Here is a 23,449-nt window from a genome sequence, read left to right on the forward strand (position 1 = left end):
TCGGACGTCATTATCATCTATAAATGACAAGCAATAAAAAAGGATGCCAATTGGCATCCTTTTTTGTCACTAGAATAACTTATTCGTCATCTTGTGCAGGTGTATCTGTTGCAGGGTTTTCAGCATCAGAAGTAGTTGCAACTACTTCGCCTTCTACTGTTTGACCTTCTGCTTCAGCATCAAGTTCAGATTCATCCATTTGAATTTCTTCGATACGCTGCAAGCCAACGACTTTCTCATCTTCTGCAGTGCGGATAATCGTTACGCCTTGGGTGTTACGACCAATCAACGACACGCCAGCAGATGGTGTACGAACCAAGGTGCCTTTATCACTAATTAGCATAATTTCGTCAGTTTCAGTAACTTGAACTGCGCCTACTACAGCACCATTACGTTCACTTACTTTGATTGAAACCACACCTTTAGTGCCACGGCTCTTAGCTGGATATTCAGCTAAATCAGTACGTTTACCATAACCGTTTTCAGTGACAGTTAGAATATCACCTTCTACTTTCGGAATGATCATCGAAACAACTTTCTGACCATCTTCAAGTTTGATACCACGAACACCTGTTGCTGTACGGCCCATTGGACGAATCGCAATCATGTCTTCACCAGTTTCAGGATCTTTCTTCACTTCACCGGTTTCTGAATCACGTACTTTTTCGTTAAAGCGAACCACTTTACCTTCGTTTGAGAACAACATGATGTCGTTGCTACCGTCAGTAATATCAACACCAATTAGTTGATCGTCGTCTTTAAGGTTAACGGCAATAATACCGTTCGCACGTGGGTTACTGTAAGCCGTTAATGCGGTTTTCTTCACGGTGCCGTGAGCGGTAGCCATAACAATATATTTGTCATCTGCATATTCACGAACAGGTAGAATTGCAGTAATACGCTCACCATCTGACAATGGTAATAAGTTAATGATTGGGCGACCACGAGCGGTACGGCTTGCCAGTGGTAGTTGATAAACTTTCAACCAATACATTTTACCAAAATCAGAGAAACATAAAATCGTATCATGGGTATTGGCAACTAATAGTTTTTCGACGAAATCTTCATCTTTTACTTTAGTAGCAGCTTTACCTTTACCACCGCGGCGCTGAGCTTGATAGTCAGTTAACGGTTGGTACTTGGCGTAACCCATATGAGAAAGTGTTACGACTACATCTTCTTCATTGATTAAGTCTTCTAGACTCATATCAACTTCGTTTTGGTTAATAACAGTACGACGTGGGTCGCCGTATTGCTCAAGCATTTCTTCTAATTCTTCTTTGATCACTTCCATCAAGCGCTCAGGACTACGAAGAATGAATAATAAGCTTGCAATGAACTCAAGTAACTCTTCGTATTCTGAAAGAATCTTCTCGTGCTCTAAACCTGTTAGGCGATGTAAACGTAGCTCAAGAATAGCTTGTGCTTGTTGCTCAGTCAGGAAGTACTTGCCTTCACGGATACCATACTCTGGCTCTAACCATTCAGGTCGAGCAGCATCATCACCGGCTTTTTCAAGCATGCCTTGAACGTTACCAAGATCCCAACCTTGTGCCACTAATTTTACTTTCGCTTCCGCAGGGGTTGGCGATTCTTTAATTAGTGCAATGATTGGATCGATGTTAGCTAATGCAATAGCCAATGCTTCAAGAATATGAGCACGTTCACGGGCTTTACGTAATTCAAATACAGTACGGCGCGTCACCACTTCACGACGGTGAAGAATGAAGCACTCTAGCATTTCTTTCAGGTTAAACAGTTTAGGCTGACCATTGGTCAATGCCACCATGTTAATACCAAAAGAACATTGCATTTGAGTTTGCGCATATAAGTTGTTTAAAACAACTTCACCGACTTCGCCACGTTTGATCTCGATAACGATGCGCATACCGTCTTTATCAGATTCATCACGTAGACCAGTAATACCTTCAATCTTTTTATCTTTAACAAGCTCAGCAATCTTTTCGATCAAGCGGGCTTTGTTAACCTGATATGGGATTTCAGTAACAATAATACGCTCACGGCCATTATTGTCTTCAATTTCAGCTTTTGAGCGCATAATCGCACGGCCACGACCGGTCTTATACGCGTCAATGATCCCTTTACGACCATTAATGCTGGCTGCTGTCGGGAAATCAGGACCTGGGATGTAATCCATTAATTGCTCAATAGATAACTCAGGTTCTTCAATTAATGCTAAACAGCCTTTAATCACTTCTGAAATGTTATGTGGCGGGATATTTGTTGCCATACCAACCGCAATACCAGACGAACCATTAATTAATAATGTTGGTACACGAGTAGGTAAAACCGCTGGGATAAATTCAGTACCATCATAGTTAGGTACAAAATCTACGGTTTCTTTTTCTAAGTCAGCTAATAAAGAATGTGCCAACTTACGCATACGAATTTCGGTATAACGCATCGCCGCTGCTGAATCGCCATCAACAGAACCAAAGTTACCTTGGCCGTCAACGAGCGTGTAACGCATTGAGAATGGTTGTGCCATACGAACAATCGTATCGTACACGGCCGTGTCACCATGTGGGTGATATTTACCAATTACGTCACCAACAACACGAGCTGATTTTTTATAAGGCTTATTGAAGTCGTTTTTCAACTCGTTCATGGCAAATAACACACGACGGTGAACAGGTTTTAACCCATCACGAACGTCAGGTAATGCACGACCTACGATTACACTCATTGCATAATCTAAATATGAATTCTTTAGTTCGTCTTCGATGTTAATTGGCGAAATTGATGATGCCAGATCAGTCATAAACTGCTCGTTCCCCTAAAATTAGCGCACAATAATTATTCCATTTTATTGTGTAGCTCAAAAACGTGATTTGGCATTCTAACACAGATATTTAAAGAGGCTAGACCCTAGAACAAGGAAATATTAACGCGAGGACAAAAGCTGTCAAAAAATCTTTAAATTCAACTATCTCTATTACATTATTTGCGTATTTCATTTTGATAAATTGCCCCATAAAATACTGATGTCGTTTTTATGGGCAGACATTGAGCAATATTCCGTCAACCAAAGTGAAATCTTGCTTCATCTCACTATGTTTATTCAATCCAATGGTTATAATACCTGCAATAAATACTAATAATTAATGGGTTCTCGACATGTCTAACCAAGAACAAACCACGCCGCAAAATGTAGATCATCAAGAAATAGAAAAATTTGCCCAAATGGCCCAGTCTTGGTGGGATCCTAATGGCAGTTTCAAGCCTTTGCATCAACTTAACCCATTACGCCTTAATTATATCGATCAAACCAGTGGTGGTATTTTTGGTAAGCAAGTATTAGATATCGGTTGTGGTGGTGGTATTTTGTCAGAAAGCATGGCTAAAATTGGTGCCAATGTAACAGGTTTAGACATGGGTGAAGCGCAAATTGAAGTGGCTAAACTGCATGCATTAGAAACTGGCATCGATATCCAATATCAAACCATGACCGCAGAAGAACATGCACAGCAACATCAAGGCTATTATGATGTGGTCACATGCATGGAGATGTTAGAGCACGTCCCTGACCCATTATCAGTGATTAAAGCATGCTGCGATATGATTAAACCTAACGGTTATGTGTTCTTTTCAACCATTAACCGTAACCTGATGTCATATATTCAAGCAATTGTTGGCGCTGAATATGTTTTAAAGATGCTGCCAGTTGGCACGCATGACCACAGTAAGTTCATTAAACCGTCTGAGTTAATCAATTTGGTTGACCAAACAGAGCTTCATTGCCGTGATGCTCTTGGGATAAGCTTTAATCCTTTAACGGGTGTATATAAGTACACGAATAAAGTTGACGTTAATTATATGATCGCCACCCAAAAAGCTGATTAGTATCACATCGTCATCTTTAATAGCCAGCCATAAATAGTAGAACAATATTAAAGTAGTAATACTGCAGTGAATCAGTGACATTACTACTTTAATCCTTCACTTAATTCATAATCGGATTAAGTAATCGCTAATAACTTCAGCACGCTTAGGATAACTATGAACAAGATTAAAGGTGTACTCTTTGATTTAGACGGTACATTAGCTGATACAGCCCCAGATCTTGTCCATGCATTAAATTTAAGTTTGCAAGAGCGCGGTATCGCTAGTAAAAGTATTGATAACTTACGCTCTGCTGCCTCCCATGGTAGTTTGGCGCTTGTAAAAGCCGGTATACCTGAGCTTTCCCATGAGTTACAAATCGAAGTTCAGCAAGCTTTGTTAGTGCATTACCAACGGGTCAATGGTGAAAAAGCATCATTATTTAGCGGTTTTGATGATTTTCTGTTGTTATTAGAGCAACGTGACATCCCTTATGGTGTTGTTACTAATAAACAAGCCCGTTTTACTCGGCCATTGGTTAAGGCCTTAAACATCGAGCACAAACTCACTGCGATTATCAGTGGTGACTCCACCCAGCACTCCAAACCACATACCGCGCCAATGTTACTTGCTGCCCAGCAAATTAATTGCCTGCCACAGGACATCCTATATATAGGTGATGCTGAAAGGGATTTAATTGCCGCCCGTAATGCTGGGATGAAAGGCGCTATCGCATTATGGGGTTATTTGTCAGAGCAAGATAAACCCAATGAATGGCCGAGTGATTTTCAGTTCAGCAAGGTTGCCGACTTACATCAGGCTTTCCTTAACAAATCTTAAATATAAATAGCAAATAATTTTGTTAACAAAACAATCGATCGCCGAATATTGTAGCGATCGAGCTCACGTTTTTTTTCGGCTAAATATTAATCTTAACCAACAAAATATCGTGTATTTTGACCTAGCAGGTTAGCCTTCACTAACATTGGCCACTATACATAAGATATCCACAACTTATTCACTAAATTGCTGCTTGCAAATCGCCCCAAACCTCACTATCTTGTATGTAAGTTTTAATTAAACACCATATCTTGTGTGTGACATCAGAACAAGACACAAGGCTTTTTCTGCTTTGGGTCTTCAAATAACACTCGTATTTCTTGGATATATTACGTTGTTAGTGCTTATGGATGATCAACTTACAAGGGAACGTATTGTGATTTAATGGCGATCGTAAACGAGACGATTAAAAAAGATCCAAAATTTAAATCACGCAAACTATTTTACAATCAAGGCTTTTTTAATGAACAGCAATATGACAGTCACAAAACGCAGTGGCGAACGCGAAACAATCGATTTAGACAAAATTCATCGCGTTATCGAGTGGGCAGCTAAAGGATTGAAAAACGTTTCAGTCTCAGAAGTTGAATTACGTTCTCATCTACAATTCTTTGACGGTATTCCAACTGAAGCAATCCACGAAACCATTATTAAAGCAGCAGCAGACTTAATCTCACCAGAAGCGCCTGATTATCAATTCCTCGCTGCAAGACTTGCTGTTTTTCATTTACGTAAAAAAGCTTTTGGCCAATTTGAGCCACCGAAGTTAGTTGATCAAGTCACTCGCTTGGTTGAACTTGGCAAATACGATAAGCATATTTTAGAAGATTACACGTCAGAAGAATTAACCATTTTAGATGGTTATATTGACCACTGGCGCGATATGAACTTTTCTTATGCTGCAGTTAAACAGCTTGAAGGCAAATACCTAGTTCAAAACCGCGTCACTAACGAAATTTATGAAAGTGCTCAGTTCCTGTATATTTTAGTGGCAGCTTGTTTATTTGCGCGTTACCCAAAAGACACCCGTTTAGATTACATCAAACGTTTTTATGACGCGGCTTCAACATTTAAGATTTCTTTACCAACCCCAATCATGGCAGGTGTACGTACTCCGACACGTCAATTTAGCTCATGTGTATTAATTGAATGTGACGACAGCCTTGACTCTATCAATGCGACCGCATCTTCAATTGTAAAATACGTTAGTCAACGCGCAGGTATTGGGATCAATGCCGGTCGTATCCGTGCATTAGGTAGCCCTATTCGCGGTGGTGAAGCATTCCATACCGGTTGCTTACCATTTTACAAATACTTTCAAACAGCGGTTAAATCGTGCTCTCAAGGCGGCGTACGTGGTGGTGCAGCTACCCTATTCTACCCGTTATGGCATTTAGAAGTTGAATCGTTACTGGTACTTAAAAATAACCGTGGTGTTGAAGACAACCGTGTTCGCCATCTTGATTACGGTGTACAGCTAAACAAATTGATGTACCAACGTTTAATCAAAGGTCAAAACATCAGCCTATTCAGCCCATCTGATGTGCCAGGTTTATACGACGCTTTCTTCGCTGATCAAGACGAATTTGAACGTCTATACCTTCAGTATGAAGCTGACTTAAGCATTCGTCGTAAAGAGATTAAAGCAGTTGAATTATTTTCATTGATGATGCAAGAGCGTGCATCAACAGGCCGAATCTACATTCAAAATGTTGATCACTGCAATACTCACAGCCCATTTGATCCGCAAGTTGCGCCAATTAAGCAATCAAACCTTTGTTTAGAAATCGCTTTGCCAACTAAACCGTTGAAGAATATTGATGATCCAAATGGTGAAATTGCCCTTTGTACATTATCAGCATTAAACCTTGGTGCTATCAAAGATTTATCAGAGCTAGAACCATTAGCTGACTTAGCAGTACGTGCATTAGATAACTTGCTTGATTATCAAGATTACCCAATCATTTCAGCGCAACTTGGTTCTATGAATCGTCGTACTCTAGGCATAGGTGTGATTAACTTCGCTAATTACCTTGCTAAGAATGGCATGAAATATTCTGATGGCTCAGGTAATAACTTGACCCATAAAACCTTTGAAGCAATTCAATTTTACTTATTGAAAGCATCAAACAATTTAGCAAAAGAGCAAGGCGCATGTCCTTTGTTCAATGAAACAACGTACGCTCAAGGTATTTTACCCATTGATACCTATAAACGTGACTTGGATAAAATTTGTGACGAGCCATTACACATGGATTGGGAAGGTTTACGTGCCGATATTAAACAGCACGGCCTGCGTAACTCCACTCTTTCGGCATTAATGCCGTCTGAAACATCATCGCAAATTTCTAATGCAACCAATGGCATTGAACCACCTCGTGGCCTGATCAGTGTTAAAGCCAGTAAAGATGGTCAATTAAAGCAAGTTGTACCTGACTTTGATGAACTTAAAGATAAGTATGAATTACTTTGGAATATGCCAAATAATGAGGGTTACTTACAGTTAGTCGCTTTGATGCAGAAGTTTGTGGACCAAGCAATCTCATCAAATACCAATTACGACCCGACACGATTTGATAATCAAAAAGTGCCTATGCAAACCTTACTGAAAGATTTGCTCACCGCTTATAAGCTTGGGGTTAAGACCCTTTACTATCACAACACCCGTGATGGTGCATCGGATCAGTTTGATGACATCACTGTCGTTGAAAAAGAAGACGATGGTTGTGCAAGCGGCGCTTGTAAGATTTAATCACTAATTAGCATATCAACGCGGGGAGTTTTCCCCGCTTTTTTGGGATATAAAAATGGCTTACTCTACTTTCTGTCAAACTCCGAACAACCCAATGTATGAACCTATGTTCATGGGACAACCCGTTAACGTTGCACGTTACGATCAACAAAAATATGAAGTGTTCGAAAAGTTAATTGAAAAACAATTATCCTTTTTCTGGCGTCCGGAAGAAGTAGATGTAAGTAAAGATAAAATCGATTATCAAAGTTTACCTGAGCATGAAAAGCATATTTTTATCTCAAACCTCAAATACCAAACCTTACTTGATTCAATTCAAGGCCGCTCACCAAACGTAGCATTATTGCCATTAGTGTCGTTACCTGAGCTTGAAACTTGGATTGAAACTTGGTCTTTCTCTGAAACTATTCACTCTCGTTCATATACCCATATTATTCGTAATATTGTTAATGATCCTTCAGTAGTTTTTGATGACATCGTCGTCAACCAAGAAATCTTAAAACGGGCCGGTGATATCGCTCAATATTATGATGACTTGATTGAATTAACCCAAGTGATGAATCTACACGGACAAGGCACGCACCTCATCAACGGTAAAGAAATTACCGTTAATAGCCGTATTCTTAAAAAATCATTGTATTTATGCATGATGTCAGTCAACGCATTAGAAGCAATTCGTTTTTATGTTAGCTTTGCATGTTCATTTGCTTTTGCTGAACGTAACTTAATGGAAGGCAATGCAAAAATTATTCGTTTGATTGCCCGTGATGAAGCATTACACCTTAATAGTACTCAGCATATTTTAAATATTATGCAAGGTGGAAAAGACGATCCTGAAATGGGTGAAATTGCGGCTGAATGTGAGCAAGAAGCCTATGACATCTTTTATAAAGCTGCAGAACAAGAAAAGCAGTGGGCACAGTACTTATTTAAAGACGGTTCAATGATTGGCTTAAATGAACAGATTTTATGTCAGTACGTTGAATATATTACTAACCAGCGCATGAAAGCGGTTAATTTAAAACAGCCTTATGCTGAGCAAACTAATCCACTTCCTTGGATGAAAAACTGGCTTGAAAGTGATGCGGTACAAGTTGCCCCACAAGAAGTAGAAGTCTCTTCTTACTTAGTAGGACAAATTGATTCAGCTGTTGATAGCGATGAGTTTTTAGATTTTGACCTATAATAGACATTTAAAAAAAGCCCCCATTGTTAGCTTAAATGGGGAACCTGTGTTGCTGTTTAATCAACAGCAACACACGCTTTTAGAAGTATTAGAAATAAAAAAAGTCAACGTCTTCTCTGAATGTCGACGTGGTTTTTGTGGTGCCTGTAAAACCAAAATCATTAGTGGTAAGGTGAGCTATATCACTGAGCCACTTGTTGAGTTAGAAGCTGATGAATGCCTGCCATGTTGCTGCGTACCCGATAGCAATATTGATTTAGATCTCACCACAGATGAACCCAGTAATATTTACGTTCAACAACGCAGACATTTATTAGTGACTGAGTAATATCACTAATTAACGCTAAGTCATGACCTGACTTTTAGTAATAGCATCTTTGATAGACATAAAAATTGAATTATATTCTTTCTTTTTTAGCTGCGATGAACATTTTTTCCACCTCACCAAACATCCAGTTCATTATGTGTCCCGCACCTTTATCCCGTCGCTTCACTAATCCCATTTCAATGGTGAGTGAATCCGATATGTGATAACAGCTTAACTCAATTATCTCGCCTGTATACCAATCTGAATGGGCAATATGCTCCGGTACTAAGGCCCAACCTAAACCACGGGCAACGAGAGAAGTAATATAATAATAGCTGTCCACGTGCCAACAATTAGCTGAAATAGGTTTACCTGTGGTTTCTAAGTCACAAATAACAAATTGTTTATACATGTTTAATTGTGAAATATTTGGCACTGGTATTGACGCTAACGGATGTTTCGGTGCAACAATTAGAGATTGATGAAAACTATCAATGGTAAAGAACTCTAAACTGTCACTCAGTTGTTCACCCAAGAACAAAATACCTAAATCAGCCTTTCCTATTTCAACCCACTGTGCAATATCGTCTCGGGTTCCATTTAAGATAGTCAGTTTTAATAATGGAAATTGGTGAGCGGTTTTATCAAAGAAATCTTCGAAAATAGAGATAGGTACAGCTTCGTCAATAGCGATTGTTAGCGACAATTCATCATCAGTCATTACCGACATAGCTCTAGCGTTTAAACGCTCACATTGTGCTATAACGGCATTGGCTTCAATATACATTTGTTCGCCCTGCTCTGTCAGCACAGGTAAACGCCCAGATCTATCAAATAATTTAAAACCTAAATCAATTTCCAAGTTAGCTATAGCACTGCTTATCCTTGACTGCGCTTTTCCTAAAGAACGGGCAGCAGCAGAAAATGAACCTAAATTCACGGCAGTAACAAATGCTTGTAATTGCTCTATAGACCAATTCATATTCATACTCTTAATTGAATCATTAACAATCTATCCGTTTAGCGGATAGTAACCAACTTTAGTCTATCTTATATGGTGCGATAATGATGCTTCATTCTCAACAAGCCTTAAAAAAATGTCGTTAATCATATCTCAAAAAGTTAACCCTAATAATGTGAAGCAACATTATTGGAAATATGCAATTCCATCGATTAGCGCAATGCTAGTCAGTGGCTTATATCAAATCATCGACGGTATCTTCGTTGGCCATTACATTGGTTTCGAGGGGCTTGCTGGGATCAACCTCGCTTGGCCAATTATCAGCGGTATTATTGGTGTTGGCATGATGATAGGCATGGGTGCAGGCAGCTTATTATCGATCAGCCGTGGCGAGAATAACCCTATAAAATCAAAACGCATTTTAAATAATGCCATCGCCCTGCTCATTGGCTTTAGCATAATGGCTGCGCTGTTCATTCAATTTTTTGCTAAAGACTTATTGTTATTACAAAAAGCTGAAGGTGAGAACTTATCTATGGCAATGGCCTATATAGACGTTTTTGTTTATGGCGCATTTTTTACAACCGCAGCTACTGCAATACCACTGTTAATTCGTAATGATGAAAACCCGGCTATCGCGACACAACTTATGGTGCTAGGTGCCTGTGTAAATATCATATTGGATTACCTGCTGATTGTCCTTTACCCAATGGGCTTGCATGGTGCTGCGTTGGCTACCATGATTTCTCAAACCTTAGTCGTGATATTAGGCGGCTGTTATTTTATGTCGAGTAAATCGAATACTAAATTACAATTTTCTTTGAATGTCATTAACGTTAAGACTATGGGTTCTATAATGGCATTGGGCTTATCCAGTTTGTTTATGTTCATGTATTTTAGCTTTATTATTGCCTTACATAACTACTCATTCATGGTTTACGGCTCGGCTGTGCATGTCGCCGCCTTCGCGATTATCGGCTATATCGCCACAATGTTTTATCTCATAGCAGAAGGGATTGCTGGGGGTATGCAGCCACCGGTAAGTTATTATTACGGCAAAAAACAAATAGCCAACATCAAAACAACGGTGATTCTTGCGACAAAAGTCGTTTGTATTTTCGCACTGTTATTGGTTGTAGTATTAAACTTGTTTCCTAGCAATGTGCTGCAGCTGTTCAGTCATGGCGATGGCGCATTAATGGCTGAAGCTTTAATCGGAATTCGATTACATCTGTTTGCGTTAATCTTGGAAGGTATTATCTTTGTGGCCACAGTGTATTTTATGGCCGTTAATCAAGGCCGTAAATCCTTAACCATTTCGATAAGTAATATGCTGATCCAACTTCCATTTTTGATGCTTTTGCCGTTGATGATTGGGGTCAATGGTATTTGGCTGGCTGTGCCACTTTCCAATATAAGCTTATGTCTTTTACTGATGCCGATGGTATTTAATGAACTAAAACGCATTAAAAAGATCGACGAACAACACCAGCCTGTAGCGGTAGTACAGCAAAGTCCCCAAACAACGAGTGTGCACGCGTAAGCGCTGTGCAAATATACAAAAGGACTGCAAATGCAGTCCTTTTTAGTTTATTCGATTGTAGACTGTAGGCCTAAATCATTAAGGGCTTAACCGTAGGTGTAACTTGCACCAAGGCCTAATGGGAAACCAATTGACCAATAGATCAATAACCAAGCGCTCCAAATAGACAACAATGCCAAGCTAAATGGCAGCATCATAGAAATTAACGTACCAATGCCTATGCCTTTCACATAACGTTGACAGTAAACTACCACCAACGGGAAGTATGGCATCAATGGGGTAATGATATTAGAGCTTGAATCGCCCACTCGGTAAGCGGCTTGGGATAAATCTGGGCTAATATTGAGCTGCATCAACATAGGAACCAGTACCGGCCCAATCAGTGCCCATTTAGCCGACGATGAACCAACAAATAGGTTAACGAAACCAACTAAAATTACCATGCCAATAACGGTAACTTCAGCAGGCAAGTTCATGGCTTTTAAGCCGCCTGCGCCTTCTACCGCAATTAACGCACCAAGGTTTGACGCTGAAAATGCAGCGACAAACTGGGCACAGAAAAACGCCATTACAATATAGTGCGCCATGCCACTCATTGATTTTGACATCGCCTGCACCACATCGGCTGAACTTTTAAAGGTGCCAGTCATAAAGCCATAAACCAAACCTGGCAATACAAAGAAGATAAAGATTAACGGCACAATTGATTGCATCAATGGCGCACTAAAACTGGTTAACGAACCACTAGCATCGCGTAAGGTTGAGGTTTCTGGAATAGTTAACGAGAAAAAGCCGACAATCGCTGCCAACATCACTGCAGAAGCCACTCTAAATGCGTTTAACTCTTTTGAAGTGACCTCTTCCATTGCAGGTAAATCAACATCTTCACACTTTACTTTGTGGCTACGATTAAGTCTTGGCTCAAGTATTTTATCGGTTAAATACCAGATTGTTAAGGTGATAGGAATACACGACGAAGCAGCAAAAAACCAATTGTTAAGTGGATTGACCTGAATATCAGGATCAACAATTTGAGCCGCCGACTGCGTAAAGCTTTGTAGTAATGGGTCGATACCAGAAGGAATAAAGTTGGCGCAGAAACCACCTGATACACCGGCAAATGCCGCGGCAATACCCGCTAGTGGATGACGACCTACGGTATAAAATATTACCCCAGCAAGTGGGATAACCACCACGTAACCTGCATCTGTTGCAGTATGTGAAATAATCCCCACTAACACGACCGCTGGCGTTAAAAATTTAGCGGGAGTGATTTTAAGCATTTGCTTCAGCGCGGTATTGATAAAACCCGATTGCTCTGCAACGCCGACACCTAACATGGCAACAAGGACCACCCCTAATGGGGCAAACGCGGTAAAGGTAGACACCATAGAGGTTAAAAAGTGCGTTAATGCTTCAGCGCTAAGCAAATTATTAACCACGATTGGACTATCGGTTCTTGGATCAATTGCCTCAAAACTTACCCCAGACAATAAAGCTGAAATTCCCCATACTGCAAACATCAAAATTAAGAATAGCATTGCAGGATCTGGTAATTTATTACCCACTCGCTCAATACCATCTAATGCTCTTCCTAAAAAGCCGGGTGCTTTTTCTGAAGACTCACTTGTAGTTGTCATTTTAGCCCTACCTTCATTGATACCTTAATCCATTAGCAAAGCATAAATGCCATCAACATTTATCGCTAGTGGATAGAGGTTATATCTATTTTTGAATTTTTGTATTTTTCAGTTTATTAAACCAACCTTTAAGCAAACTTAAAAAAAGAGCCACAATGCTTATAAAAAAAGCATCAAACACAATATTCAGAACTTTATTCCGCAGTTTAGATATATTGACAATTACAGCACTACTAAAAAAAACAGACAGACCCAAGGTGGCAGCATAACAAACAACCCATTAACATCAGTAACTTGCGGTATTTTTTATTATAAAAACACTCATCACTCAGGGTCTAAATCTGTTAACCTTTAATAAAAATAGTTACTATAAAATGAGTTGTTGAGGGCACATGAGTCAATCAAAAGACAAATACAGTATTAATAATACTGACTACGAAGTGGGACAAGATAATATCCAGAAATGGGGTTTTGATATCCACAATCCTGTTTTTGGTATCAGTGCAGGCTTAATCGCTGTTTTTCTAATTGCATTACTTTCAGTCGATGCAAGCACTGCAAAAGCAGCACTCGATGGCGTTAAATGGAAAATAATCAATAATTTTGATGTGCTTTTCATGTGGTCTGCAAACTTTTTCTTACTATTTTGTATCGCCTTAATTATTTCTCCCTTTAGAAAAATCCGCCTTGGTGGCAATGACGCAGTACCCGAATATTCCATATTTTCATGGATGGCGATGCTATTTGCAGCAGGAATGGGCATTGGGCTGATGTTTTGGGGCTTAGCAGAACCTGCAGCTCATTATACTGGTTGGTTTGAAACGCCCGGTGGTGTCGAGCCATTTACTGATGAAGCCATTAAAGCTTCTCTAGGTGCTACCATGTTCCATTGGGGTCTACACCCATGGGCAATATATGCGGTAGTAGCATTATCAATGGCCTTCTTCACATTCAATAAAGGCTTACCCCTGTCTATGCGCTCTGCGTTCTACCCTATTTTAGGTGATAGAACTTGGGGTTGGTTTGGTCATATCATTGATATATTGGCAGTGCTTGCCACTCTGTTTGGTTTAGCAACATCACTAGGCTTGGGCGCTCAACAAGCTGCCAGTGGTATAAGTCATGTATTTGGGATCAGTAATGGCATTTCAACTCAACTTATTATTGTTGCATTTGTTACTTCATTAGCCATATTTTCAGTGATTCGCGGTATGCACGGCGGCGTTAAAGTTCTCAGCAATATTAATTTACTGGCAGCTTTTGCTTTATTGTTATTTATCATAATAATGACTTTTTCCGTCACTCTGACCTATTTACCGATTACTATCATGGGCTATATTGAAAATATTATTCCATTAAGCAATCCACATGGTCGAGAAGACGAAGCTTGGATGCATGGCTGGACAGTATTTTACTGGGCGTGGTGGATATCTTGGTCACCATGTGTGGGGATGTTTATTGCACGTATTTCTCGCGGTAGAACAGTAAAAGAATTCCTACTTGGCGTACTATTGATACCAACAGCGATTACTATTTTTTGGATGGCAACATTTGGCGGCAATGCTATTGATCAAATCATCAATCAAGTCGGTGAATTAGGTGCCAATGGGCTAACAGATATCACGCTAGCGTTATTTCAGGCTTTTGACGTAATGCCAATGACTTCGATAATTTCGATTCTTTCAATCATATTGATCATGGTGTTCTTTATTACTTCATCTGACTCGGCTTCACTGGTCATAGACAGTATTACATCCGGTGGTAAGATTGATGCACCAGTGCCACAACGTATCTTTTGGGCAACCACAGAAGGCGCTATTGCTGCGGTATTATTGTATGTTGGTGGTACAGAAGCGATACAAGCCCTTCAAGCGGGCGCTATATCCACAGGACTCCCTTTCACCATTATCTTACTGACAATGTGTGTAAGCTTAACAATGGGTTTGAAATCGGAAATGGATATTAACCAGAAAAACTACGCTAAGTAATAATTGTAGTTCTAATTAAAATTCCATTAAGTAGAATATAAAACCAGCAAAATACTATTAAAAATAGATTTACTGGTTTTTTTTGCATTAAAGCTGACTATTATTTCACCGGTTAAGGTTTTTCGACATTAACGCCTTTACTACTTGCTCGAGTAATAAAAAACTTCATTGATACATCGCCAGTATTAAATATGCCGTGTAAGTCCCAGGGGGAAACATACAATACATCGCCAGTTTTTGCAGGTGTTTCTACGCCGTTTAACGTCCAAATACCCGAGCCTTCTACAATGTATAAATACTCCTCTTCAGCATGTTGGTGAGGCGGATGAATTTCGTTGTTAGGTTCTATAATTGCCAAACCCACAATTGTATCCTTGGTGCCTATTGTTTCGCCGTAAAAATAGGTGTAGAAATCACTACCATCGTAAGCTGTCTTATGGGTGTTTTCAAAGTTAACAATACTAGATTGAATATGACTATTTGATTCATTATTTATAGCGTTAGTTTCATTCGAATCTGTATTTTTTACAAAGGCACACGACGTCAGAAAAGTTATAGATATCGAAATAATTAAGTAAAATCCCGATACTTTTGCCATTTTTGACAGATTATTTTTCATAGCTTGTTCCTTATCGTAAATAAATTGCCAACTTTAACTTAAGCACTTTCATAAAAAAGTACTCAGCCGGCTACCTATTTATCTGATCCAATAGCCCCTTCACCAACTTGTTAAATTTTCAGGTATTAATATAACCAGAGACACATATATTCTTATCTGTGATTCAGATTAACTTATCAATTTTAGGTATATTGCATTGTCATTATTAAGCTATTTATCATTATTAAAAATAGCATCGAGCTTAATACGTTCAACTGAATTTAATTCGGGTGATCCACCCTGCATACCAGAACCTGAGGCAATCCATAGGTAGCCATTTGCTTCGATAACACCACTCCCGTGTCTTCCTTGAATTAAAGAAGGCTTTTTAAGCCATTGTTTTGATTGGCTATCAAATAAGTGAACTTCTTCATGAGCTTTATTGGGATCGGCACTTTCTCCCCCGACTACTATCAATTTATTTTGATGAGCGAATATTGCAATGCCAGCTCGTGGGATTGGTAATTCGTTTCGCACTACTTGCCATTGATTAGTCTCGATATTAAATACATCAAGTTTGCCTTCAACTAACTCAAAGACTTGATTGTGCTTGCCTAGAGTTCTTCGTCCCCCTGCAACATAAATATGATTATTTATTAGCGCAGCTTGAGCATGGTCTCGCGCGTGTGGGGCATCATTTAGAATAGTCCAGGTATTGGTCATAAAGTCATAGCGATCAACCCAGTTAACATTCCCATCTAGGTGACCGTTAGTAATACCGCCAATAAGGTAAAGGGAATCGTTTTTAACAACAGCAACGGCACTACCTCTTAACCTTGCTGGTGGAATAGCAGGACCTTTTTCCCATTTGTTTTCATTGGGGTAAAAATAATAAATATTTTCAACTGGCGTCTCAGCGGGATAAGCTCCAGTTAACGCCCCTGCAATAACAATTTTGTTTTTCCATACACTTGGTTGAAAGTGATGTAGCTCTATGGGGGATTCTTGTAAAGGGCGCCACATTAACAAATTAGGGTCAAACTCATCAACGGCTTTTATTCCTCTGCCACCAATTAAATAACCCTTATCTTCAAATTTGATAAAGCCCGCTTCGTGGCGTGCAGAGAAAGAGTTCGACGTTGCTATTTGCTGCCAAGTGGTTGTGGCTGTTGCGTTAAGTACAACAAATAGTGAAACAAATAGTGAAACAAATAGTGAAACAAATAGTGAAACAAATAGTGAAACAAATAGTGAAACAAACAAGGCCACCAAAGAAAGGGGGGAATGGGTAATTTTCATGGCTATTTCTCTGAAAGCGTTTTGTTATACTTAGTAAAAAACGCCGCTACCGTTGGTGTGTCTTGAATATCTAATATATAAGTGACTTCAACTAAATCAGAAAAGTCAGTACCGCCAGCTGAAATCGCCTTGTTATCGTAGCGCCCATTAATACCATTATATTTTGTACATATTTCATTGGCCTGTTTCCAAACTTTTGCTGACAAAAGCTTGGTATCTTCAAGATTTTTACTTGAGTAGGATTGATTGTTAAATCCTGGGGTACCGTTTCCTTCTTTGTTACCGTCAGCAATTCTTATGTAAGTGGTGTTTTGCTTAACGTAATTTAATGCATCCACGCTAGTTTCTTGTTCATTCCAATCGGCGTGTTGCACTACGATTATTTGATCTTTGGAAAATGAGATATTGAATTCACTAAGTGCTACTAATATTTCTTGAGTAAAATCACTTTGCCCTGCCTCTACCATCCAAACATTGCCACCTAAAGATAATGTTTTGTTTATCTTTTTGATGCTTCTATAGATAGAGTTTTGTCTGTCGTTATGTGCATCTGTCCAGTTTTGCTTGAACACCATATCGAATAGATTATTTGCCGGTACATAGGCGCCTGCTTGTATGCCGTAAGTGCCGCTAATAGCGTAGTAATTCAAGTTTTTATATTCCTTTGATTGCAGTAATAAATCGAATGCTGCAATGGTATGAACATCATCAACATCCGTTTTAAGATCAAAGTTTAAAAGTAGTAAGTCTTTGTCTATGTCGAACTTTTGTTCCGTGGCAGCGCCATTAAATGATAAAAATAGCGCAATGATGAACAAGAGAGATTGAGTTATGTATTTCATGTAGAGCCTCATGGTTATTTATTATGTTTAGACAAACATTAAGTTATTTTTTTCTATCAAAAGCATTGATTTTTCGACTGTTAGCGAACTTAAACAGCAGGTACAGCTAGAAAGAATAAAGTTATGCTAGCTGTTTTTTTAGTGAACAAATTGACTGTCAAAATACCAACCCATCAACAGTTATGGTTATAATGACCATTACCATAACGTCTTAACGATACGATGTTCAACAACTTTTTATTAACAACTTTATCACCCAAGATTTAACCATTGAAAAATCTACTCTTTATTGCCTTAAACTAATGTATTTAGACTGGAGTGTTATGCTTAATGCGGTCACCTAATTAGATGTGAATTTTCAAAGCTCTAGTGGTCAAAAAATATTGGCAAACCTCAGCAAGATTAGCAATCTATACATTGGTACCCCTCCTTTAAACATTAAATAATTAGCGACTTACTTAGCAGAACTACAATGTGTCACCTATGCTTTAGATAATCTGAATATAAATCTGTAGGTTGTACATGACTGTGAGAAAAAGCATCCCCAAGGTTGCCGATACTGTTTTAGTTGATGGTCATTACATAGTTGAGCAACGATCTTATGTTGAGCGCCGCAAAAACAAATCGGCTATCGTTCGTTATGACCGCAGAAAACAGCGAGACCCACGTTTACCGCAATTTAAATCTATTGACGAGGTGGTGTGACTTCAATAGCCGATAGGTCTAAATAATCATTTCAACAACCATCCTCTAAAGACCAAATACCATGTCACTAAATCAAATTATCATTGTCATAATCTTATTCGTTACTATGGCGCTTTTTTTATGGGGGCGCTGGCGTCATGACTTAGTCGCTATGTCTGCCTTGCTTGTTTGTGTATTCACAGGTCTAGTCCCAAGCAGTGAAGCTTTTACAAGTTTCAGTCACCCAGCAGTCATCACTGTGGCCGGTGTGCTGGTATTAGGCTATGGCCTGCAACGCTCCGGTGCTGTCGATATATTGGCAAAGTACTTATTACCAGCTCAAGCGGGACCAACCTTGAGTATACTGGCGCTGATCAGTTTGGCGGCCTTGCTATCAGGGTTTATGAATAATGTAGGCGCCCTTGCATTACTAATGCCTATTGCGATTCAAATGGCTGCTAAATATGACTTACCTGCAGGGAAAGTATTAATGCCACTGGCATTTGGTTCAATTTTAGGCGGGATGACAACTTTAATTGGTACGCCAACAAATATCGTCGTTTCTGGATTTCGTGAATCCAGCGGATTAGGTAGTTTTACCATGTTTGACTTTTCGCCAGTAGGTGTTTGTATTGCTCTGGCTGGAATCGTGTTTGTCGGTTTATTTGGCTGGCATATCGTACCCAGTCGCAAACAATCTTCATCTGGCAGTTTTGATACCGGTAATTACTTCTGTGAAGTTAATATTGTGGCTGGCAGTATTGCTGAAAAAATGAATCTGCGAGAAGTAGATAAATTGCTTGATGAGGCCGATGCTCAAATTATCAGCATGATCCGTCGCGAGGTACACCTCACGGCCCCAAATCCAAATAGAGTGCTACAAACTGGTGATATCCTGATCATAGAAGTCGAACCGGAATCTATCCCTAAAGCACTTTCTAGCCTAGGGCTAGAACTTGAACCAGAAAGCGCTATTACAGAAGAAGCGCAAACTGTAGCAGTGGTTGAAACTAAACTGCAAAAAAAAGGCGACGAATCAACACCAGAATCTGCTAAAGATGATGATAATGACACAAGTAAGCCTGCAGAAATTATCATGCAGGAGCTAGTCGTAATGCCAGGCACCACAATAGTTAATCGCTCGGTATCCGATATTGAATTACGTAACCGCTATGGTATCAATTTACTCGCCATCTCTCGCCAAGGCCACCGCTCAGTAAAACGTTTACGATCTACCCCGATAAAAGCCGGTGACGTATTATTACTTCAAGGTGATCCTGAATCTGTATCAGGTTTTGCATCTCAGTACGGCTGCTTACCTTTGGCGGCGCGTGATATTCGCGTCCCCAAAAAAGGACATGCACTAACTGCGTCACTGATCATGATAATTACCCTCATTACTGTAGCGTTCGGAATACTGCCAGCAGCGGTAGCATTTGTAGCAGGCGCCCTTGCCTTTACTTTATTTGGCTTAGTACCAATCCGCTCTATTTATACTTCAATCGACTGGCCTGTGATTGTTTTACTTGCGGCTTTACTGCCTGTTGCTAATGCTATGTACACAACTGGCACCGCAGATTTAATTGCCCAGTTTTTACTGGATAATATTGCCCAGAGCCATGCCATTGGCGCATTATTATTGGTGTTAATTGTGACCATGTTTTTATCTGATTTGATGAATAATGTCGCCACTGCAGCAGTCATGTGCCCGATCGGGATCAGTACTGCTGCCCAACTTGGGGTTAACCCTGATACATTCTTAATGGCCATAGCGATTGGGGCATCATGCGCGTTTTTAACGCCAATAGGTCATCAAAACAATACCCTGATCCTCGGTCCTGGTGGGTTTCGCTTTGGGGATTATTGGCGACTGGGTTTATTACTTGAACTTATTGTGGTGTCAGTGAGCATACCTATGCTGCTATGGGTGTGGCCATTTTAATCAACATTGCTGAATTTCTAATAGCTTCCACATAATGCATTCACAAGCTATATTTTATATCGCTTGTGATCAGCAATGGGCTTTTTAATAATCAGTTTTGACGTTTTGCCTTTAATCTTACCAAGGCAACACTTGACCGTTTGAATGTTTAAATACGCCAGTTTGACTCATATCAAGTTGCGTTATTAAACCTACAATACGCGCAGCTGATTCAGTTGCTGATATATCACCGCCATGATTTACCATATCTGTTTGTACATAACCTGGGTGATATATACCGACCGCAACCTCTTTTGATGCTAAGTCATGACTTAACGACATTGATGCAGCATTTAAAGCAGCCTTTGACATACGGTAACCATAACGACCACCTGAGGTATTATCTTCGATAGAGCCCATTCTTGAGGTTATCATCGCAACTTTACCACCAACATTTAGTTGTGATTGTAGCGCAGCAACAATACGCAACGGAGCCAGTGCGTTTACTTCAAACTGCTGGCGAATCGTATCTATGTTCAGATGAGCTAACTGCTCATCACGTAAAATACCCGCATTGCACACCAATACGTCAATTAACACACCAGCAAGTGAGGTTTTCATATTATGAATCCCCTCATCGGTAGCCACATCAATTTGAGTTATCACGTTAATACCCAAATCGTCGAGCTCATCAGAAGTATGACGGCATAATCCAAACACTTTATAACCTTGCTGCTTGAATAGTTTTGCTAGTGCTAAACCAATACCGCGGTTTGCACCCGTAATAACAACGTTTTTTGACATAGGATAATCCTTAAACACTGAGCTCTGCATTGAAACAAACCTCAATAAGTAAACTTAGTAATTATATTTAATACAAATAGTGAATATTATCAGTAAACAAAAAAACCTAGCAAATTGCTAGGTTTTTTAATTAATACTCACCTTAAGCTTAAATCGCCATGGCCAGCTCAGCGCCTTGTCTAATAGCGCGTTTAGCATCTAATTCAGCGGCAACATCAACACCACCAATAAGGTGAACTGGTAACCCTGACGCTTTCATCTCATCGACTAATGTGCGGTTAGACTCTTGCCCTGCACATAAGACTACATTATCAACCGCAAGAATTTCTGACTGCTCACCGACTTTAATATGTAACCCTTGTTGGTCAAACTTTTCATAGCTAACACCGGTTTTCATATTCACTTGATGCTGCTTTAAAACACTACGATGGATCCAGCCGGTTGTTTTACCTAAACCTTTACCCATTTTAGTGGTTTTACGTTGCAGTAAATACACATCGCGACTTGGGTTATGCTCTGATTCGTCAGTTAAACCGCCAGCATGTTGATAGCTTTTATCAATACCCCATTGCTTTAACCACTTTTCAGGCTGTAATGTTGATGATTCCTTCTCGCACAGGAAATGCGCCATATCAAAACCAATACCGCCAGCACCGATTAACGCAACTTTATCACCAATCTCTACTTCACCTTTTAGCACTTGCTGATAATCAACCACTTTAGGATCATCAAATCCCGGTAAGGATAACGCCCGTGGGACAACCCCAGAGGCAATAATCACTTCATCAAACTTTTCAGTGGCTAATACTGCTGCATCTAAACGGGTGTTTAATCGTAATTCGACATTATGCAGCTTCATTTGATTTTTGAAATAACGAATGGTTTCGTGAAACTCTTCTTTACCTGGAATTTTACGCGCTAAGTTAAATTGGCCGCCCACTTCGTCTTTAGCTTCAAACAATACTACTTCATGGCCACGTGAAGCGGCATATACAGAAAACGCCATTCCAGCAGGGCCTGCGCCCATAACCGCAAGACGTTTTTTACCTGTGGTTGGGGTAAAATTAATCTCAGTTTCATAACATGCACGTGGATTAACTAAACAGGTAGCACGTTTCATTGAGAAGGTATGATCTAAACACGCTTGGTTACAACCAATACAGGTATTGATTAATTCACTTTGATCAGCTGCCGCTTTATTAACAAATTCAGCATCGGCTAAGAAAGGCCGCGCCATTGATACCATGTCAGCCTGACCCGATGCGATAATTGATTCACCAATTTCAGGGGTATTAATACGGTTAGTCGCAATTAATGGCACATTAACTTCTGATTTGAGTTTTTCAGTCACCCATGCAAAAGCGCCGCGCGGCACACTGGTGGCAATGGTAGGTACACGTGCTTCATGCCAACCGATGCCGGTATTGATGATGCTCACACCAGCACTTTCTAGCCATTTAGCCAGTTGCACTACTTCATCCCAGCTTGAGCCATTGTCGACTAAATCAAGCATAGAAAGCCTGAATATTATGATAAAATCGCTACCGACTTTGGCACGAATAGCATTAACAATTTCAACGGGGAATTTAGCACGCTGAGTAAAGTCACCGCCCCACTCGTCGGTACGTTTATTGGTACGCGAACTGATAAACTGATTAATTAAATAGCCTTCTGAGCCCATTACTTCAACACCGTCATAGCCCGCTTTTTTTGCAAGCGCAGCGCTAGAGGCATAATCTTTAATGGTATTACGCACTTGTCTTGATGACATTGCTGACGGCGTAAAAGGGGTAATAGGTGATTTTATTTTGCTTGGCGCTAATGAAAATGGATGGTAGCTATAACGGCCTGCATGTAGAATTTGCATACAGATTTTGCCATCCGCTTCATGGACTGCATCGGTAACAATTTTATGTTTGCTTACTTGCCAAGGAAAACTTAATTGACATGCATGAGGCGCTAACCGACCTCTGAAATTTGGCGCTATGCCACCGGTGACAATTAAGCCACAGCCACCTGCTGCACGTTCTTTATAAAATGCAGCTAGTTTCTCAAATCCGCCCTTTTCTTCTTCTAGACCCGTATGCATTGAACCCATCAATACACGGTTTTTTAACTTGGTGAAGCCTAGATCTAAGGGTTCTAATAAATGTGGAAACGACATTCAAACATCCTTTTTAAACAAGTGATTTAAACTAGCATACAACGACATAATCATAAGCTCAATCATTTAGCGTAGCT

At 39.8% G+C, this 23,449-nt stretch carries 17 protein-coding genes; 9 read left to right on the top strand and 8 right to left on the bottom strand.

What is annotated here, in order from left to right:
• Nucleotides 1-79: 79 nt before the first annotated feature.
• Complete coding sequence (gene gyrA, locus BCU94_RS15000; RefSeq protein WP_102439818.1) at nucleotides 80-2,782, bottom strand: DNA gyrase subunit A; 2,703 nt, start codon at nucleotides 2,780-2,782, stop codon at nucleotides 80-82.
• 356 nt (nucleotides 2,783-3,138) lie between these two features.
• On the opposite strand from gyrA, the gene ubiG reads away from it, so the two are divergent.
• From ubiG to yfaE, 5 genes are all read left to right on the top strand, one after another.
• A complete protein-coding gene (gene ubiG / locus BCU94_RS15005) occupies nucleotides 3,139-3,864 on the top strand; it encodes a bifunctional 2-polyprenyl-6-hydroxyphenol methylase/3-demethylubiquinol 3-O-methyltransferase UbiG (protein WP_102439817.1) in 726 nt (241 codons plus the stop codon).
• 150 nt (nucleotides 3,865-4,014) lie between these two features.
• Nucleotides 4,015-4,683 carry an HAD-IA family hydrolase gene (locus tag BCU94_RS15010; RefSeq protein WP_102476836.1) on the top strand — a complete coding sequence of 223 codons (669 nt, stop codon included), beginning with the start codon at nucleotides 4,015-4,017 and terminating at the stop codon, nucleotides 4,681-4,683.
• Between the two features lie 463 nt (nucleotides 4,684-5,146).
• Nucleotides 5,147-7,435, top strand: a complete 2,289-nt coding sequence (gene nrdA / locus BCU94_RS15015) for a class 1a ribonucleoside-diphosphate reductase subunit alpha (protein WP_102476837.1) — start codon at nucleotides 5,147-5,149, stop codon at nucleotides 7,433-7,435.
• Between the two features lie 55 nt (nucleotides 7,436-7,490).
• Nucleotides 7,491-8,621: a class Ia ribonucleoside-diphosphate reductase subunit beta gene (gene nrdB / locus BCU94_RS15020; RefSeq protein ID WP_102439814.1), complete on the top strand. Its 1,131-nt coding sequence runs from the start codon at nucleotides 7,491-7,493 to the stop codon at nucleotides 8,619-8,621.
• Entirely contained in the window at nucleotides 8,611-8,949 is a 339-nt protein-coding gene (gene yfaE, locus BCU94_RS15025) for a class I ribonucleotide reductase maintenance protein YfaE (RefSeq protein ID WP_102476838.1), read from the top strand. The genes nrdB and yfaE overlap by 11 nt, the downstream gene beginning before the upstream one ends.
• Nucleotides 8,950-9,019: 70 nt before the next feature.
• Here the strand turns inward: yfaE and BCU94_RS15030 are convergent, their stop codons facing one another.
• Complete coding sequence (locus tag BCU94_RS15030) at nucleotides 9,020-9,910, bottom strand: LysR family transcriptional regulator (protein WP_102439812.1); 891 nt, start codon at nucleotides 9,908-9,910, stop codon at nucleotides 9,020-9,022.
• 115 nt (nucleotides 9,911-10,025) lie between these two features.
• On the opposite strand from BCU94_RS15030, the gene BCU94_RS15035 reads away from it, so the two are divergent.
• Nucleotides 10,026-11,432: an MATE family efflux transporter gene (locus BCU94_RS15035; RefSeq protein ID WP_198590891.1), complete on the top strand. Its 1,407-nt coding sequence runs from the start codon at nucleotides 10,026-10,028 to the stop codon at nucleotides 11,430-11,432.
• 86 nt (nucleotides 11,433-11,518) lie between these two features.
• Here BCU94_RS15035 and BCU94_RS15040 read toward each other — a convergent pair whose 3' ends face one another.
• Nucleotides 11,519-13,072, bottom strand: coding sequence for an AbgT family transporter (locus tag BCU94_RS15040; protein ID WP_102476839.1), 1,554 nt, complete (start codon nucleotides 13,070-13,072; stop codon nucleotides 11,519-11,521).
• Between the two features lie 392 nt (nucleotides 13,073-13,464).
• On the opposite strand from BCU94_RS15040, the gene BCU94_RS15045 reads away from it, so the two are divergent.
• A complete protein-coding gene (locus tag BCU94_RS15045; protein WP_102439809.1) occupies nucleotides 13,465-15,060 on the top strand; it encodes a BCCT family transporter in 1,596 nt (531 codons plus the stop codon).
• A 112-nt stretch (nucleotides 15,061-15,172) separates the two neighbouring features.
• On the opposite strand, the gene BCU94_RS15050 is transcribed toward BCU94_RS15045, so the two are convergent.
• The 3 genes from BCU94_RS15050 to BCU94_RS15060 all read right to left on the bottom strand — a co-directional run bounded on the left by BCU94_RS15050 (nucleotide 15,173) and on the right by BCU94_RS15060 (nucleotide 17,799).
• Nucleotides 15,173-15,679: a cupin domain-containing protein gene (locus tag BCU94_RS15050; protein WP_102439808.1), complete on the bottom strand. Its 507-nt coding sequence runs from the start codon at nucleotides 15,677-15,679 to the stop codon at nucleotides 15,173-15,175.
• A 210-nt stretch (nucleotides 15,680-15,889) separates the two neighbouring features.
• Nucleotides 15,890-16,957, bottom strand: a complete 1,068-nt coding sequence (locus tag BCU94_RS15055) for a kelch-like protein (RefSeq protein ID WP_133149794.1) — start codon at nucleotides 16,955-16,957, stop codon at nucleotides 15,890-15,892.
• Nucleotides 16,958-16,959: 2 nt separating this feature from the next.
• Entirely contained in the window at nucleotides 16,960-17,799 is an 840-nt protein-coding gene (locus BCU94_RS15060; RefSeq protein WP_102476842.1) for a hypothetical protein, read from the bottom strand.
• A gap of 522 nt (nucleotides 17,800-18,321) precedes the next feature.
• On the opposite strand from BCU94_RS15060, the gene BCU94_RS15065 reads away from it, so the two are divergent.
• Nucleotides 18,322-18,504: a hypothetical protein gene (locus tag BCU94_RS15065; RefSeq protein WP_102439805.1), complete on the top strand. Its 183-nt coding sequence runs from the start codon at nucleotides 18,322-18,324 to the stop codon at nucleotides 18,502-18,504.
• A 61-nt stretch (nucleotides 18,505-18,565) separates the two neighbouring features.
• A complete protein-coding gene (locus BCU94_RS15070; RefSeq protein ID WP_102476843.1) occupies nucleotides 18,566-20,425 on the top strand; it encodes an SLC13 family permease in 1,860 nt (619 codons plus the stop codon).
• A gap of 117 nt (nucleotides 20,426-20,542) precedes the next feature.
• Here the strand turns inward: BCU94_RS15070 and BCU94_RS15075 are convergent, their stop codons facing one another.
• Together BCU94_RS15075 and BCU94_RS15080 are read right to left on the bottom strand one after the other, a co-directional pair.
• Nucleotides 20,543-21,208, bottom strand: a complete 666-nt coding sequence (locus BCU94_RS15075; protein WP_102439803.1) for an SDR family oxidoreductase — start codon at nucleotides 21,206-21,208, stop codon at nucleotides 20,543-20,545.
• Nucleotides 21,209-21,356: 148 nt separating this feature from the next.
• Nucleotides 21,357-23,372, bottom strand: coding sequence for an NADPH-dependent 2,4-dienoyl-CoA reductase (locus tag BCU94_RS15080; RefSeq protein ID WP_102476844.1), 2,016 nt, complete (start codon nucleotides 23,370-23,372; stop codon nucleotides 21,357-21,359).
• Between the last annotated feature and the right edge of the window lie 77 nt (nucleotides 23,373-23,449).

The sequence above is a fragment of the Shewanella sp. 10N.286.52.C2 genome (assembly GCF_002874545.1).
In the GTDB taxonomy this organism is placed as follows: Bacteria; Pseudomonadota; Gammaproteobacteria; order Enterobacterales; family Shewanellaceae; genus Shewanella.